This is a genomic window from Pantoea sp. GM_Pan_3 (genome assembly GCF_026541045.1).
In the GTDB taxonomy this organism is placed as follows: domain Bacteria; phylum Pseudomonadota; class Gammaproteobacteria; order Enterobacterales; family Enterobacteriaceae; genus Pantoea; species Pantoea anthophila.
Map to the genome: position 1 here is coordinate 383,481 of NZ_JALNVA010000001.1, position 15,656 is coordinate 399,136.

Annotated in this window: 11 protein-coding genes and 1 pseudogene; 9 read left to right on the plus strand and 3 right to left on the minus strand. The window is 51.5% G+C overall.

The window, feature by feature from the left end; all coding sequences use genetic code 11:
* Nucleotides 1–104: 104 nt before the first annotated feature.
* Genes OXR04_RS01615 through OXR04_RS01625 form a run of 3 tightly spaced genes read left to right on the plus strand, consistent with a single transcriptional unit; the run spans nucleotide 105 to nucleotide 3,521 of the window.
* On the plus strand, nucleotides 105–1,541 hold the full coding sequence (locus tag OXR04_RS01615) for an amidase family protein (protein ID WP_267371399.1): 1,437 nt from the start codon (nucleotides 105–107) through the stop codon (nucleotides 1,539–1,541).
* Nucleotides 1,538–2,854, plus strand: coding sequence for a cytosine permease (locus tag OXR04_RS01620; protein WP_009089438.1), 1,317 nt, complete (start codon nucleotides 1,538–1,540; stop codon nucleotides 2,852–2,854). Before OXR04_RS01615 ends, OXR04_RS01620 begins: the two co-directional genes overlap by 4 nt.
* Nucleotides 2,835–3,521, plus strand: coding sequence for an isochorismatase family cysteine hydrolase (locus OXR04_RS01625; RefSeq protein WP_058957636.1), 687 nt, complete (start codon nucleotides 2,835–2,837; stop codon nucleotides 3,519–3,521). The genes OXR04_RS01620 and OXR04_RS01625 overlap by 20 nt, the downstream gene beginning before the upstream one ends.
* 62 nt (nucleotides 3,522–3,583) lie before the next feature.
* Here OXR04_RS01625 and OXR04_RS01630 read toward each other — a convergent pair whose 3' ends face one another.
* The gene (locus OXR04_RS01630) at nucleotides 3,584–5,770 is read right to left on the minus strand and encodes an EAL domain-containing protein (protein ID WP_267371396.1); all 2,187 of its coding nucleotides are present in this window, start codon (nucleotides 5,768–5,770) and stop codon (nucleotides 3,584–3,586) included.
* A 394-nt stretch (nucleotides 5,771–6,164) separates the two neighbouring features.
* Here OXR04_RS01630 and OXR04_RS01635 point away from each other — a divergent pair, with 394 nt between their 5' ends.
* Nucleotides 6,165–7,277, plus strand: coding sequence for a mechanosensitive ion channel domain-containing protein (locus OXR04_RS01635; RefSeq protein WP_058957638.1), 1,113 nt, complete (start codon nucleotides 6,165–6,167; stop codon nucleotides 7,275–7,277).
* A 501-nt stretch (nucleotides 7,278–7,778) separates the two neighbouring features.
* On the opposite strand, the gene OXR04_RS01640 is transcribed toward OXR04_RS01635, so the two are convergent.
* Nucleotides 7,779–8,150, minus strand: coding sequence for a helix-turn-helix domain-containing protein (locus tag OXR04_RS01640; RefSeq protein ID WP_267371394.1), 372 nt, complete (start codon nucleotides 8,148–8,150; stop codon nucleotides 7,779–7,781).
* Nucleotides 8,151–8,307: 157 nt separating this feature from the next.
* On the opposite strand from OXR04_RS01640, the gene OXR04_RS01645 reads away from it, so the two are divergent.
* From OXR04_RS01645 to OXR04_RS01660, 4 genes and pseudogenes are all read left to right on the plus strand, one after another.
* The gene (locus OXR04_RS01645; RefSeq protein WP_267371391.1) at nucleotides 8,308–9,024 is read left to right on the plus strand and encodes an SDR family oxidoreductase; all 717 of its coding nucleotides are present in this window, start codon (nucleotides 8,308–8,310) and stop codon (nucleotides 9,022–9,024) included.
* 547 nt (nucleotides 9,025–9,571) lie between these two features.
* The gene (locus OXR04_RS01650) at nucleotides 9,572–9,913 is read left to right on the plus strand and encodes a hypothetical protein (RefSeq protein ID WP_150029774.1); all 342 of its coding nucleotides are present in this window, start codon (nucleotides 9,572–9,574) and stop codon (nucleotides 9,911–9,913) included.
* Between the two features lie 314 nt (nucleotides 9,914–10,227).
* Nucleotides 10,228–10,660: pseudogene (locus OXR04_RS01655) on the plus strand (mechanosensitive ion channel family protein); the annotation flags it as partial.
* Nucleotides 10,661–11,261: 601 nt separating this feature from the next.
* Complete coding sequence (locus OXR04_RS01660) at nucleotides 11,262–12,821, plus strand: methyl-accepting chemotaxis protein (protein WP_267371388.1); 1,560 nt, start codon at nucleotides 11,262–11,264, stop codon at nucleotides 12,819–12,821.
* 478 nt (nucleotides 12,822–13,299) lie between these two features.
* Here the strand turns inward: OXR04_RS01660 and OXR04_RS01665 are convergent, their stop codons facing one another.
* A complete protein-coding gene (locus tag OXR04_RS01665) occupies nucleotides 13,300–14,208 on the minus strand; it encodes a LysR family transcriptional regulator (protein ID WP_267371385.1) in 909 nt (302 codons plus the stop codon).
* A 101-nt stretch (nucleotides 14,209–14,309) separates the two neighbouring features.
* On the opposite strand from OXR04_RS01665, the gene OXR04_RS01670 reads away from it, so the two are divergent.
* Nucleotides 14,310–15,437 (plus strand): FAD-dependent monooxygenase, encoded by a 1,128-nt coding sequence (locus OXR04_RS01670; protein WP_267371383.1) that lies wholly within the window; start codon nucleotides 14,310–14,312, stop codon nucleotides 15,435–15,437.
* Nucleotides 15,438–15,656 lie beyond the last annotated feature (219 nt).

Here is a 15,656-nt window from a genome sequence, read left to right on the forward strand (position 1 = left end):
CAGGCCGTATTCCATCTGGCATCCCTGCTTCAGAGCGCCCGGCCTGGTGCCAGCTGGCACGGTTCATGCACTACCTGACGGGTACAATTCTGGCGAGGTAATCCATGTTTGACTCCTTATTAGACGAAGATGCCACCACGATGGCCGCACTTATCCGCAGCGGGGAGGTGTCAGCCTGCGAGCTGACCGGGGCCGCACTGGAGCGAATGGCGGAACGGGAACCGGCAATACAGGCCTTTTGTACCCCCACACCCGAACTGGCGATGGCGCAGGCCAGTGCGCTGGATGCCCGCCGCGCTCGCGGAGAGACGCTGGGTGCGCTGGCGGGGGTGCCGCTGGCGGTGAAGGATTTGATCTGCACGGCCAGTGTCAGAACCACCTCCGGTTCGGCGGCTTACCGGGATTTCGTGCCGGAAGAGGATGACATCACGGTAGAACGCCTGCTGGCCGCCGATGCCATTCTGCTGGGTAAAACCACCGCACCGGAGTTTGGCTACAGCGCGGTCGGGCACAATCCGCTGTTTCCGTCGCCGCGTAATCCCTGGAATACTGAGATGACGCCCGGCGGCTCCAGTGCCGGCTCCGGTGCGGCCGTTGCGGCACGGCTCTGTCCGATTGCGCTGGGCAGTGATGGGGGCGGATCGGTTCGCATTCCGGCAGCGCACTGCGGCATCTTTGGTTTCAAGGCGTCGATGGGGCGGGTGCCGCTCTGGCCCGGCTGCCGCGATGAACGCTATCCCGGCGTGTCGAGCTGGGAGTCGCTGGAGCACATCGGCCCGATGACGCGCAGCGTGCGCGATGCCGCCCTGATGATGTCACTGATGGCGGGCCCGGATATGCGGGATCGTCACTCCATCCCCTGCAGCGACGTTGACTGGCTGGGCACGCTCCGCCAGCCAGCCAGCAAACTGCGCATCGCGTTCAGCGCAGACCTGGGTTATGTCGCGGTGGACCCGGAAGTGCGGGCGGTGGTCAGTGCGGCCGTGCAGCGCTTTGCCGCTGAAACCGGCGCGGAACTGGAGCTGGCCGATCCTGGCTTCAGCGATCCGGCCGCCGCTTTCGGTGCGCTGGTGGCGATGGAGAGCGATCTTACCGGCATGCGTCAGATGATGGCGGAGCAGGGCAGCGCCATGTCACCCCATCTGATCGCCATGCTGCAGCGCGAGTGGCGGGCGGAAAACTTCACTGACGCCATCGCGGTCCGCAAAGCGGTCAGCAACAGCCTGTGGCGCTTTATGCAGCATTACGACCTGCTGCTCACTCCGACGCTGGCAGTGCCGCCGTTTCCGCTGGGAAGCCAGGGGCCGGAAATCATTGCGGGGCGGATGGTCCGCAGCGATCACTGGCTTTCATTCTGCTACCCGTTCAACTTCACCGGTCAGCCCGCGGCGTCGGTGCCCGCCGGTTTTACCGCCCGCGGCCTGCCCGTGGGTCTCCAGATTGTCGGACGGCATCTTGATGATGCCTTAGTGCTGGCTGCCAGTGCCGCTTTCGAGCGCATTCAGCCGTGGAATCATCTTCAACCGGGAATCACACAATGAAAACATCGTCTTCACCTGCGCTGGAGCAGGAGTTTGAACACCAGCCGGTGCCAGTGTCGCATCGTCACTCCACCCGCTCGGTCTCGGCAGTCTGGTTCGGTTTTCCGATGATCCTCACCAATGCGTTATTTGGCGGCATCATCACCTGGCATCTGGGCTTCTGGCCTGCACTGATCGCCATTCTGCTGGGGAATCTGGTGCTGTTTGCCTATGTCGGCGCGCTGAGCTGGTTCGCCGGCAACAGCGGCATGAATTTCGCCCTGCAGGCCCGGCGCACCTTTGGCAGCAAAGGTTATATCCTGGTCTCCGGTTTTCTCTCGACGGTGGTGATCGGCTGGTATGCCTTTCAGACCGGTCTCACCGGCACGGTGATTAATCAGACCTTTGGCTGGAACGCGCTGGCGGTGACGGCCTTTGCCATGCTGCTCTACACCGGCATCACCTTTCTGGGCGTGCGGGCGCTGTCGGTGCTGGGGATGATCGCTGCGCCGCTGTTCGTGGTGCTCGGCATCGTGGCGCTGTGGCTGATAGGGCGGGATCATGATTTCGCCGTCGTCACGCAGTGGCAGGGCAGCGCCAGCGCGGCGGGTGCCATGAGTATGGGCACCGCGGTCACGATGGTGGTCGCCGGTTTCGCCGACTCCGGCACCATGACCGCGGACTTTACCCGCTGGTCGAAGAATGGCCGCTCGGCGGTGATCGCGGCTTTTTCCGCTTTCCCGGTTGCCAACGTGATCTCCTACCTCTTCGGCGTGGTGATTGTGGCGGTAGGCGCGGCGGTTGACCCGCTGACCAACGGCGGAAACTTCCTGCCGATGCTGATGGGCCACAGCGCGTTTCTCTCGGTGGTCGCCTGTCTGTTTGTGTTTATTAACCTCGGATCGGTCTGCACACACTGTCTTTACAACGGCGCGGTAGGATTCAGTCATCTCTTCAGCAGCAAAATGCGGCTCTGGACGCTGATTCTGGGTGGCATCGGCGGCGTGCTGGCACTGGCGGGGGTCTGGTCTTACTTCCTGGAGTGGCTGAGCCTGCTGGGCATCGTGGTACCGCCGTTTGGCGCAGTGATGATCGTGGATTTGATCTTTATGGCGCGCATCAGCGAACAGCGTCCGGCACAGCGTTTCCGCGGTACCGCGTTCGCCGCCTGGGCGATTGGCAGCCTCTGTGCGGTGATCGCCCATGTGGCCTTTCCGCAGTTCGGTGAAGCCGTCATTGGCCTGGTCACGGCCGCCCTCAGTTACAGCCTGATTAGCAAACTGCGCATGCCGCGCCCGGAAATGGAGAACAGTCATGCCCGACTACAGCGTTAATTCCACCCCCTACGCCTGGCCGTTCGATGGCCGTTTTACCCCGGCTGACACTGCCCTGATCGTCATTGATATGCAGACCGACTTCTGCGGCGTGGGTGGCTATGTCGATAGCATGGGCTATGACGTCAGCCTGACCCGTGCGCCCATCGCCCCGCTGCAGCAGGTGCTCGCCGCGATGCGTGCACGGCAGTTTCCGGTTATTCATACCCGCGAAGGGCACCGGCCCGATCTCAGTGATCTGCCAGCCAATAAGCGCTGGCGGTCGCGGCGGATGAATGCCGGGATTGGCGATGTGGGGCCGTGTGGCCGCATTCTGGTGCGGGGTGAACCGGGCTGGGAGATTATCCCGGAGCTGGCGCCGCTGCCGGACGAAGTGGTGGTGGATAAGCCGGGCAAAGGCTCGTTTTACGCCACCGATCTGGAGCTGATTCTGCGCAGTCGCGGCATCCGCAATCTGATCCTGACCGGCATCACGACGGATGTCTGCGTTCACACCACGCTGCGCGAAGCCAACGATCGCGGCTTTGAGTGTCTGGTGCTCTCCGACTGCTGCGCGGCAACTGAACGGCGTCACCACGAGGCGGCGCTGAGCATGATCCATATGCAGGGCGGCATTTTCGGCGCGGTCGCCTCGTCTGCGGCGCTGCTGGACAGCCTGGGCGCATAGCGGTCTGCTGCTGATACGGATAGCCCGGGCGCACCGGCGCGCTCAGGCTATCCTCCCGGCCGTTACGCCAGCGGCGTCGTCTCTGGCGCGACGGAGGTCATCAGCGCCACAAGCTGATCGGCGGGCACCGCCTGACTGAAGAGATAACCCTGCAACTGATTACAGCCTGCATCCGCCAGCGCCGACATCTGTCCCGGCGTCTCGACACCTTCCGCCGTCACCATCAGGCCCATGGCATGCCCCAGTTTCACCACCGACTCCACAATCGCCACGGAATTTTCCGCCACGCCCAGCGACTGGGTGAAAGAGCGATCGATTTTGATTTTATCGACCGGGAAAGTACTCAGATAGTTAAGGCTGGAGTAGCCGGTGCCGAAATCATCCAGCGCAATGCGGAAACCCGCTTCACGCAGCGCCACGATAATCGCGCGCGCCTCCCGTTCATCCTCAATCAGCACGCCTTCAGTGATCTCCAGCTCCAGGCGCCTCGGGTCGCCGCCGTGCTGGCTGACAATCGCCATAATCCGCTCGACAAAGCCCGCCGATCGGAACTGCACGGGCGAGACGTTGACCGCCACCAGCAGCGTCGGGAAACGCTGCTGCGTGGCACAGGCTTCAGCGAGCACCCACTCACCCAATGGCATAATCAGGCCGGTCTCTTCGGCAATCGCAATAAACTCACCGGGTGCGATCAGGCCGCGTGTCGGGTGGTGCCAGCGCAGCAGCGCCTCAATTCCGACCATCTGCTGACCGCCGATGTCCATCAGCGGCTGATACCATACCTCCAGCCCCTGACGGCTCTGCAGCGCCGAGCGCAGATCCGCCGCAATCGCCTGGCGGGTGCGCACCGACTCATCCATCGCCCGTTCAAACTGCCGATATTTGCCACGCCCGCCGCTTTTGGCTTCATACAGCGCGATATCCGCTTTGCGCATCAGCTCCAGCCGATCGATACCGTCTCTGGGCGCGAGGGAGAGCCCGATACTGGCACCGCTCCACACCTCGCTGCCAAACAGCGTCACTGGCAGGGCCAGCTCGTCGACGATGCGCTGGGCCAGACTCTGCGCCTGGCCCAGGTTTTCGACATCAGGCATCACCACAATAAATTCATCCCCCCCGATGCGTCCCACGGTATCGCTGGCGCGCACTATCCGGCTCAGGCGCTGCGCCACGGCGATGATCAGCTCATCACCGGCGTGATGACCATAGGTGTCGTTGATGGTTTTGAAGCGGTCGAGATCGATCAGCAGCAGGGCCACCCGCTGATCGTGGCGCGTCGCCAGCGCCAGTGCCTGCGTCATGCGCTCTTCAACCAGCGCGCGATTGGGCAGACCGGTCAGCACATCATGAAACGCCAGATGCTGCGCCTGGGCCTCTGAGGCGCCGAGCCGCAGCATCGACTGCGACAGGCTGACCAGCGAATGCCAGAGCCGCCACACCATATAGAGACACAGCAGGGAGATCGCCAGCACCGCCAGTCCGGTTGAGGGGCCAATGGTCCGCAGCATCTGCGCACCGGGACGGGAGGGAATCCACTCCAGATACCCCACCGGATCGCCCGCCTGCGCCACCAGCAGATAGCGTGCCGCGCTGCCTGACTGCGCCGTGCCGTCCGTGAAGTGCAGGTCCTGAAGCTGATTGCGTTGCGCCAGGCTCGCCAGATAGCCATCATCCAGAAATTTCAGGCTCACCAGCCGGAAACGGGGCAGGGTGCGGCTCTCCTGCTGAATATTGCCGACGGCCAGGGCGGCGGCACGGTTCGTGACCCGTGCATAGTCGGCCCTGTCCGGGCGCGCCGGATCGGTGACCAGCGTACTCTGCAACACCTCACCCGCCAGCGGATCGCTATCCGGCGCAGCGACCGGCTGGCCCTCGCGCCAGACTTTGACGATCTGGTTCTGCTGATCCAGCACCATAATCAGCTGATGTCCGAACATTTCGTAGAGCCATTCACCGATGTTCTCATCCAGCCAGCGGTCGCTGTTGCTCGCTGCGAGGTGCTGCTCAAGCGGCGCCCAGCGCGACAGGCTATGCAGCTGGCGCAGATGTTCATTCAGGCTCTGCGAAAACGAGGCTTCAATCATCCGCTGCTGTTGCTGCCGGGCTTCGGCGTTAGTGAGCGAGGTGCCGATAAACAGCGCCGTGCCGGCACCCGCAAAGGTGAGCAGCAGGATGGCGACCAGTGGTACCAGCACTTCACGCAGAAAGCTGCGGCGGAAATCAGCAGAAAGTTTAATGCTATTAATCATATTGTTGTTTTTCTCAGCGACGGCGGGGCACAGTTTAAAATTAGCAGACAAGACTCTGTCGTCTACATTCAGCGGGGGTTATAGTGAGTCCGGCAGCAATTTTTGTTGTCGCAGGGGAACGAAAAGGGTCAGAAAAGCGAAACGGTTATATCAGGCGGGTTAATGATATCGGCCAGGGCCGCAGGCAACTTCTGTCACTGTCCGTCCTGGCTGAAAGGCAAAAGAGGCGCATCAGGGGCGCGGGCTGGCGAGGCTTTTCCTGTCAACTTTGCAGGTATGGTTCATACTTGAACCCATTGATTGTATTACAGACGGATGACCGTGAAGACAACGGTTACTGCATGTGTCATTTATCTGACAATCCGGTGTTGTCAGCTTACTAAAAGGGAAAATAATGCCATTGTTATTCGGTGAGTTATCTGGTTTCCCGTCGTGGGTACCTGTTGTATTACTCGTCTCGCTTTCATTTGTACTGGGTTTTCTGGGTCGTCTTATCCTGCTCGCGTTTATCCGCTACTGGCAGAGTCGCGACCGGAAGCTGTTCAAATCGCTGGAGAAGCACCTCAGTGGGTCGATGTTCTTTTTTATCCCGCTATTAATGATCAATGTGGGTCTTAATTACATTAACTTCCATCCTGACTCGCTGGATTTAATTACCAATATCATCAATGTCTTTATTATTATGTCGTTTTGCTCAGTGTTAATACGACTGACCAATGTGGCGCAGGATATGCTTTATATCCGCTACGACATTAATATTTCTAATAACCTGCGCGCGCGTAAGATCCGCACACAGATTATCTACGTCAAAAAAGTGGTTATTGTCATTCTGGTGTTATTCTGCCTGTCGCTGATTCTGCTGAGTTTCCCGAGCGTGCGTAAATTTGGCACTACCATCCTGGCAGGGGCCGGTGTGGCGGGGATTATCATAGGTTTTGCGCTACAGAAGTCGCTGGTCAATCTGTTCGCCGGTATCCAGATCGCCTTTACCCAGCCGATTAAAATTGATGATGCGGTGGTGGTAGAGAAAGAGTGGGGCTGGATTGAGGAGATTAACCTGACCTATGTGGTCGTGCGGATCTGGGATCTGCGCCGCCTGGTGCTGCCGATCACCTACTTTACCGAGAATCCGTTCCAGAACTGGACGCGCAACAACGCTCAGATTCTCGGTTCAGTCTTTCTCTATGTGGACTACTCAATGCCGCTTGAGCCTCTGCGGACGCACTTTGAAAAGGTGCTGAGCGAAACCCGACTCTGGGATGGGGAAACTCAGGTGCTTCAGGTGACCGATACCACCGAGAAAACCATGACCATCAGGATGCTGATGACCGCGCAGAACTCGCCAATCGCCTTTGATTTACGCTGCTACGTGCGGGAAAAGATGATCGAGTTTATTCAGCAGAACTACCCGGAAAGCCTGCCGCAAGTAAGGGCATCGCTGACGGATAGCGGGCGTGAGAAGGGAGAGAGAGGAGTGGCTGAGCAGGTTTCAGGTATGGCGGACTGAGTGGTTTTGAGCGCTCCAGGGAGGGTGACCGTCACCCCTGAATGACACAAATGAGCCGTAACAGGCTCATTTGTGCTTCTGGTTGCTTCGGGGGCCGTGACCTGAGTGCCCGGTGCAGAAAATTCACACTAAGCGGATGCGCATACCGGACATTCGTCCGGATGTTACAGAGCGTAGCCACAGACCAGGACTGTAAGCAGGGTAGTGTCTGCTATGTGCGAGGAGCAGACGAGAATCGTCAATGGCATTCAATGCTCCGAGCGAGATAACATAGGCTAACTGAGCCGCCTGTTTGCGGAAATAATCGCTGTGAATGTTAAATGTGTTAACGCCAGATAACACAAATCACCTCATTTATGCCTGTCTGGCGTTATATTATTTATACCTGTGCCATTAAAGTATTGAAAGAAATGTCAAAGCCTGAAAAACTCCTTACCGTCACCTGGTATCAATTTTTTAACATTTCATTAATAAATAATGAGGCTATTAATTTCAGGCAATTTAACTTACAGGCTGGGGTAACTGACTATCATATTCTTGCTGTGCCGCTATTACTGCTCCGAGATTTTCATTTGTCCATTCAAGTAAAGTGTGAAAAATTTTGTCTAGCGAGTGACCTAAGGGTGTTATGCGGTATTCGACGGCAATAGGTGAAGTGGCCACTACGCATCTTTCCACAATCCCATTTCGTTCAAGTTTGCGTAAACATTGTGTCAAAGCCTTTTGAGTGATTCCACCGATTCTGCGTTTTATCTCATTGAATCTTATTGGCTTTTCGCTCACGGTCAATATTACCAGCACGGACCATTTATCGGATGTCTGGTCTAAAACAATCCTATTAGGACAAGATGCAATTCTATTTGATGTTGTCATAAACCCGGTTTCCTGTTTGCTACTTAGTAGATAAAAAGTGCCTGATTGACCTGTTCTGCATTCTGTATATCATCGAATCTGATTCCAGTGAAACTAAACCCTCTTAGGTCAGATCACTTTTCTCTTATACGTTGATGTTAAATTTAAAGGGTTAAATATGATTGCAGTGACAGGTGCAAACGGTAAATTGGGTAAGCAAGTCATTATGAAGCTTCTTTCCTTTTATCCTGCTGAAAAAATTGTTGGCCTTGCCCGGAACCCTCAAGACGCAGGAGATCTTATAAAGTTGGGGGTACAGATTAAACAAGCCGACTATGATAAACCTGAAACAGTATCAGTTGCGTTATTTGGCATTAAAAAACTGTTACTGATTTCGGCTGTGATTCCCAGTGAAAGGTTCAGACAACATAAAAGCGTCATTGATGCTGCGCGCCAGGCTGGCGTGAGTTTAATTGCTTATACCAGCCAGTTACGTGCTGATACTTCGTCGTTCTCTTTGGCAAAAAGTCACAGAGAGACAGAGAGTTATATTAAAAAAAGTGGAATGGCGTACACCATCCTGCGTAATGGGTGGTATATAGAGAACCATACCGACAATCTTAATAAAGCTGTCCAGCATGGTGTACTGTTAGGCTCATCAGGAAAAGGACGCTTTTCCTCTGCTTCCAGAGAGGAATATGCTGAAGCTGCTGCTGTGGTGTTATCTCAGGATGGGCACATTGGAAAAGTATATGAGCTTGCGGGTAGCGATGCTTACACCATGTCTGAGTTAGCTGATCAGGTTAGCGAGTTGATCGGAAAAAAATCGACTATCTCAATTTATCCTATCATGATCTTAAGCAAGTGCTTTTATCAGTTAACATACCTGAAATGATTGAAGCAGATAAGCTATCGCAAGAGGGCGAGTTATTTAGTGACAGTAATGATCTCTCTATCCTGCTAGGAAGAAAAACGCTACCTATTCAGCAGGTGATTATTAACGAAATTAAACAAAAAAGACTGGGCTAATTCAATCAAGGTCTGGTGTCGATGTTAAGCTAAGTTTTTCTATTGTCTGGTATTGAGACAGGCAGGGAAGCCCATTTGATTTTATCAATACCCGGTTATATGGCCCTGTTTTACAAGCATGTAAAGCTTTAGAATATCCAGTTTAGTGATGCTAGCCAGGACTGGTGTGGAAAGATCATCATACCAGCAAGAGGGAACAACGTTCGCTTAGCTTGAGTTGCTTTATTTATCTGCGGGTGACAATATTTTGCCTTTAGGTAAATTTCGGTTTTAGAAAAATTTGATAAAGTCATTCATCATAATAGTTGTAAAATAGAAAAGTAAGCGATGCTTTCTTCAGAAGTATTATGTAAATATATCTCTTTGTGTATCTCTATGGATATGCATAAGGTGAGGCTGAGGGGAAATAAGGATTGAATATTCGTAATATAAAAAAGACTTTAATGAAAGCGTTGGTAGCGTCTTTTTGCTTCTTTTTTATGACGTTTTCTAACGCAGAGTCGGGAGAAAGTCATGATTTCGCGCTTTCTAAGTCAGAAATCAATGGTGGAAAAGAAAAATATCCGCGATATTATGAAGTTGTGGCTAAGAACTTAGTCATTTCAGGATGCAGCCTCACTACTTCCTGTGCCAATTTAAGTTTAAAAAATGAAGGATTCATTCGCATAGGGTTTATTACTTATAAGCTGCGCTGGTTTAAATTTTTTGCGCAGGATGTTAGGTATTACCTCAATGAGATGTTCCGTCACCAATGAAACCCCTCTGCAGGCAACCGGCAGTTCAGGCGAACGCGAAGATCTTGAGGTAACCTTATGAGTAACGCCAGTGATAAATGACGCGGTAAGACCGGCCCAGATGATAACAGCTGTATATATCCTGCAATGCTTAATCCCTGTCCCGACAGCCCAATCCCTCCTTCAGCAATAAATGAGCGGATATCATATCGTTTACGGCTATATTGACGTTCAGTGAGAGAATAGACGGCGTGGCTTGTCGATCATGCTTATCAGATTCAGTGGCTATCAGGCTGACATTGATGAAGCGGTTACTAACCCGGTCAATTTTTTCGATTGAGGAGATTACCCTGAGCTATGTGGTGGTACGGATCTGGGATCTGTGCTGCCGATTACCGACTTTACCCAAAATCCTTCCCAGAACTGGACGCGCAACAACACTCAGATTCTGGGTTCAGTCTTTCTCTATGTTGACTACTCAATGCCGCTTAAGCCCCTGCGGACGCACTTAAAAAGGTGCTGAGCGAAATCCGACTCTGGGATGGGGAAACTCAGGTGCTTCAGGTGACCGATACCACCGAGAAAACCATGACCATCAGGATGCTGATGACCGCGCTGAGCTTACGCTGCTACCTGCGGGAAAAGATGATCGAGTTTATTCAGCAGAACTACCCGGAAAGTTTGCCGCAGGTAAGGGCGTCGCTGACGGATAGGGGGCGTGAGAAGGGAGAGAGGGGGGCTGAGCAAGTTTCAGGCGTGGCGGATTAAGTGGTTTTGAGCGCGCCAGGGAAGGGTCACTCCTGAATGAACACAAATGAGCCGTAACAGGCTCATTTGTGCTTCTGGTTGCTTCGGGTGCCGTAACCTGAGTGCCTGGTGCAGAAAATTCACACTAAGCGGATGCGCATATCGGATATTCGTCCGGATGTTACAGAGCGTAGCCACATACCAGGCACTGTAAGCAGGGTAATGTCCGCTATAAGCGAGAAGCAGACTTTCCAGAGTCCTTCGAACGAAGGCAGGCGGATATATTCTTATCAATTTCCCAGAAATTCTCCAGAGTAAACGCCTGCTTACAGATGGATATTCAAATACATATCTTCGTTACATTTTAATGTTTTTTTATTATTAAAAGTCTTAATTACTGTAAAAAAACAAATCTTCAAAATATTATGCTGCCTTCACGGCAAATACCCTTGCATTTATTTTTAATAAGGATGCAACAAATTTAATTTAAAGATAACAATAAAGCAATTCGTTTGTTTTATCAGCATTTTCTCAAATTAATAGTGCATTCATCTCATCAGAAAAAGCTAATGTTACCGGTAACGCTGCCGATAGGAATTTTATCTTTTAGAGGGAGATTAAAATGTCGGTCATCAGAAAATTTAAACTTTCAAAAGTACTTCTCACCAGTGGCATATTCATCATCGTTATTCAGCTTTGTGTAGGATTAGTATTTCTCAACTATTTAAAGTCTGACAGAGATAATTTCAGAAACGCTGACGTTGTGAGTAAAAAAGTACGGCTTTTGAGCGACATCTGGACACAGTTAAACGAGGTGAGAGCAGACACCAACCGGATTGCTCTGTGGTTGATCAAAGATGGTCCGGGCAGTGAAAAAGTAAATTATTTTATTGCCCATGGTGAAAAGATCCTTAGTCAGTCAAGAAAAGATTTTTCCAGCTATCAGCAACTGGCTGATATCAGGGGAGTGCCAGAAGATATACAAAAGTCTCTCCAGAAAAGCTTTGAGGCATATTCATCCGTTTTGCAGCAGTCGTTAAATAATGGCTATAAGAAGGATGCAAACCTTATGTTCTCGATTAATGCCGGCCCCTATAAGGATAAAATGCAAAGCGATTATGATGCATGGCGAAGCAGGGTGGCAGATATCAGCGTCCATATTTCCGAAAAAAGCAGCGAGACTTACTCTAAGGTGACTGTGTTTTTCTATGGAATGATAATTTTCAATCTCATATTTATGTTCGGACTTATCAGGGTGTTTAAAAACGTGCTTATCCAACCCCTGTCACAGGTTTATGCGCAACTGGAACGTATTCAGTCAGGCGACCTTACCAGTGAGGTTAAAACAGAATTTCCTCGCAAAACTGAAATAGGGGGATTATTCTTTAAACTCAGTGAGATGCAGTCAGGCCTTATCAGGGTAATTTCCGAGATAAAAGAGGGGTCACTGAATATTGTCAAGGGTATCAGTGAGGTGAGTTCCGGCAACAATGAACTTTCAGCCCGCACGGAACAGCAGGCAGCGTCTATTGTTCAGACAGCATCCAGTATGGAGGAAATGACTGTGGCGGTTAAAAATAACGCGCAAAACTCTGCTGATGTATCTGAACTGATTAACGACACCAGAACAAAGTCTGAACAGGGTAAATCCGTAGTCCTGTCACTGTCAGACAGGTTGAAAACCATGCAGGAAAAATCGTCAAAAATTAACGATATTACCGGCATTATTGAAAGCATCGCTTTTCAGACCAATATCCTGGCACTGAATGCGGCCGTTGAGGCAGCCAGGGCGGGCGAGCACGGAAAAGGATTCGCTGTCGTAGCCGGAGAGGTCAGGAATCTTGCGCAAAAAAGCTCTTCGTCAGCGAAGGAAATCAGCGATCTTATTAGTGATTCAGTAACGGAAATTGAAGAAGGTGCAAAGCTATCTGATGTCGCTCAGGATTCAATTTCAGGCGTTTATGATGCGATACTGGAGATACATGATGTAATGCATAACATCAGAACCGCTACGGATGAACAAAGCAAGGGGCTTGAGCAAATCAACATTGCTATTTCTGAACTTGACACTGTTACCCAAAAAAACTCTGCACTGGCTGAAGAGACCTCATCAGCAGTAATGCTTGTTGAGAGTGAAACCGTGAATCTGAATCGTGTAGTTGATTCATTTAAAACCGGCTAATTCGATATGTCGCTTAACGAATAAATCAGATGGCGGGATATTCAAATGCTGAAAACAAGTTTTGAATATCCTTCCTTTACGTCAATAGTGGTTTTTTACCTTAAGATAAAATCGATAAGTCCTGATTTATAACATCCCGCTGATAAATTGACGTTAAATTTTAGTCCATGAGCTAAATTTGCAGATGTCTGATTCCAGACTCAATCTGAAATATAAATACGATCAGATGCCTGAGGCCCTGCATCAGGCATTTTTTAAGATTTATGGTGCACATGTTTGCTTTTGGCACAAAGCGGTCGTTGTACAGGCCAAAGTCCGCTATGAGCGAGGAGCGGAAGTTAAGATGGCACATTCAGAGCGGGATATTTTTAACAAAAGGCGTAAGTCAGCCTGGGACAGCTATATGAAAAAAGCGTTACCTGCAAAAAATTTCGTCAGCTTTTTTCACTTAGTACGATGCACTGGATTGCTTAATCAATCATGTTCCTTCCTTACTGCATATAGCTAATTGAGCAATCGCATTTTGGAGATGCTCCAGAAACGTTTTCACTTTTACCTGTAAGTATTTTCTGCCGGAATAGAGCGCGTATAGCACCAAATCTTCGGGTTCGCTGTTACAGTTAATTTTAACAAAGGAGCCACTATTGATTTCTGATTCACATGCATGGACAGGCAAAATGGCGAAACCCAGTCCTTTCAGTGCCGCGGCTTTAGCCATCTGTCCGCTGTTCACCTTATAACCAGACTGCACCTGGACGCTTTGGTTTGGTTTAAATCTCCATGGCATTCCCTGAAGCACTGACATACTGGTAATGCAGGGGAGTTTAGTCAGTTCATCAACAGATTGTGGTAAAGGATAACGTTCCAGAAGTGCTGGTGCTGCGACCACGCAGCTCGGCCAGCGAAAAATTTCCCTCGCCACCCAGCAGGAATCCTCTAGTGGTCCACGTCCAAAGCGTAATATCAGATCGAATCCATCCAGCAAGCCCTCTGTTGGATCCAGTTGAGTGTCACAACTGAGCTGTATTTGGGGATGTCTGATGCAGAAGTCGGCGAGGATATCGGCCATGAATGGAAGGTCTGGCGTAATGATCTTAAGGTGACCTGAAAGCGAATCACCAAACAGTGCGACTTCTTGCAGAGCATGATCCAAAGCGTGCGTGAGCGGCGTAATAGATTGATATAGCATTCTGCCGGCTGCGGTTGGCATTATCCTGCGCGTCGTACGCTCCAGTAGCCGCACATTGAGTTGTTGTTCAAGTAAAGCGACATGTCTGCTGACGTTAGAAGATGGCAACTGAAGCTGCTCTGACGCGAACTTAAAACTCAGTTTTTCATAAACAGCCCGAAAGCTGATCAGCCACTGCAATTCACATTTCTCAAGCATCGATTATCCCAAAAAATGAGATTAACAAAGTTATAACTCTGTATTTATCAATAATAAGGGGGTCATTACAATTTTTTATTACGTTTCGTATAAGGAAAATAATGATGATCAGGCCTAAAAAAATTGCCATCGTCGGTGCCGGCGTGGCTGGAATAGCATTTGGAATACTCGCGACCAGACAAGGCCATCAAGTCAGGCTATTTGAGCGTGGCCGCAACGTCTCATGCATGGGAGCTGGCGTGACTTTATGGCCCAATGCCATGTTCGTCTTGCAGAAGATGGGGCTGGGCGAAAAGGTGCAGCACGCAGGGGGGACACCGTGCATGATGCGCCAGTTTGATCGGAAGGGTGACCTTCAAACGCAGTTCGATATTTTAGCAGTGAATTCAATATGCGGTTTTCCGAGTGTGACAATATTGCGGCGTGAACTGATGGGCTTACTGGCCAGTACGTTAGAGAGTCTGGGTGGAGGGATCACATTCAATTGTGCAATCGGTGCAGCGGACGTGAAGAAGTTGAGCCAGGCGTTTGATTTAGTCGTCGGAGCTGACGGGCGTATGGATTCGGTCGTACGGCAGGCTCTGTATGTGGATAAAGTCACGCCTCGTTATCATGGCTTTGTGAACGTAATCGGTGTGGGAAGACAACAAGAGCACATCCGGAACAACGCTATTGATGACTTTCGCGGTCAGGGTGAGCGTTTTGGAATCGTCCCGGTGAAGGAGGGGTGGTGCTATTGGGCAGGGGCGTGGAACGCTCCTGTTGACAATAGACGTCCTCGGGCAGATTGGCACGAGGAGCTGTATCAGCGTTTTCGAGACTGGCCCGCTCCTGTGCGGAATGTTCTGGGATCATGTGACAGTGCATCTGTGCGGGGAATTTTTGTGCATGACATTGACCCACTTCCTTTCTGGCATAAAGACAATGTCTTACTCATCGGGGACGCGGCTCATGCTTCCCTGCCTACATCCGGGCAGGGAGCATGTCAGGCGCTTGAAGATGCATGGAGTCTTACCTGTTTAATGAAAGAGACAGATGATCTGAACATTGCGCTGCAAAACTTTTACCAGCTGCGACATAGCAAAACCTCAGCAGCGCAGATGGCTGGAAGACAATTCGCGCAGAAAATTTTCTCTGAGCAGCCTGAGCCACTGTTACCCGCATCCACTAATTCCGCAGCAGAACTCAGCCGGTTCTGGATGCAGGGTTTAAAACATATAGCCCTCTGAACAGGTTATGAGGATGCGGTATAACTCTACGCCGGAAGGATACTAATCAGTGCGATGTTAGTGTTAAACGCTGACGTAAGAATGCTCACTTCTGGCACAACACGGAATTCGGCAGGCTTATGTCCGCTATGAGCGAAAAACGGACATTTAGACTGCTGATTTTTCTTTTCTCGAAGCGTATAAAAAGGCGAGTAATGCGCAATCATCCCCTGAATGCCG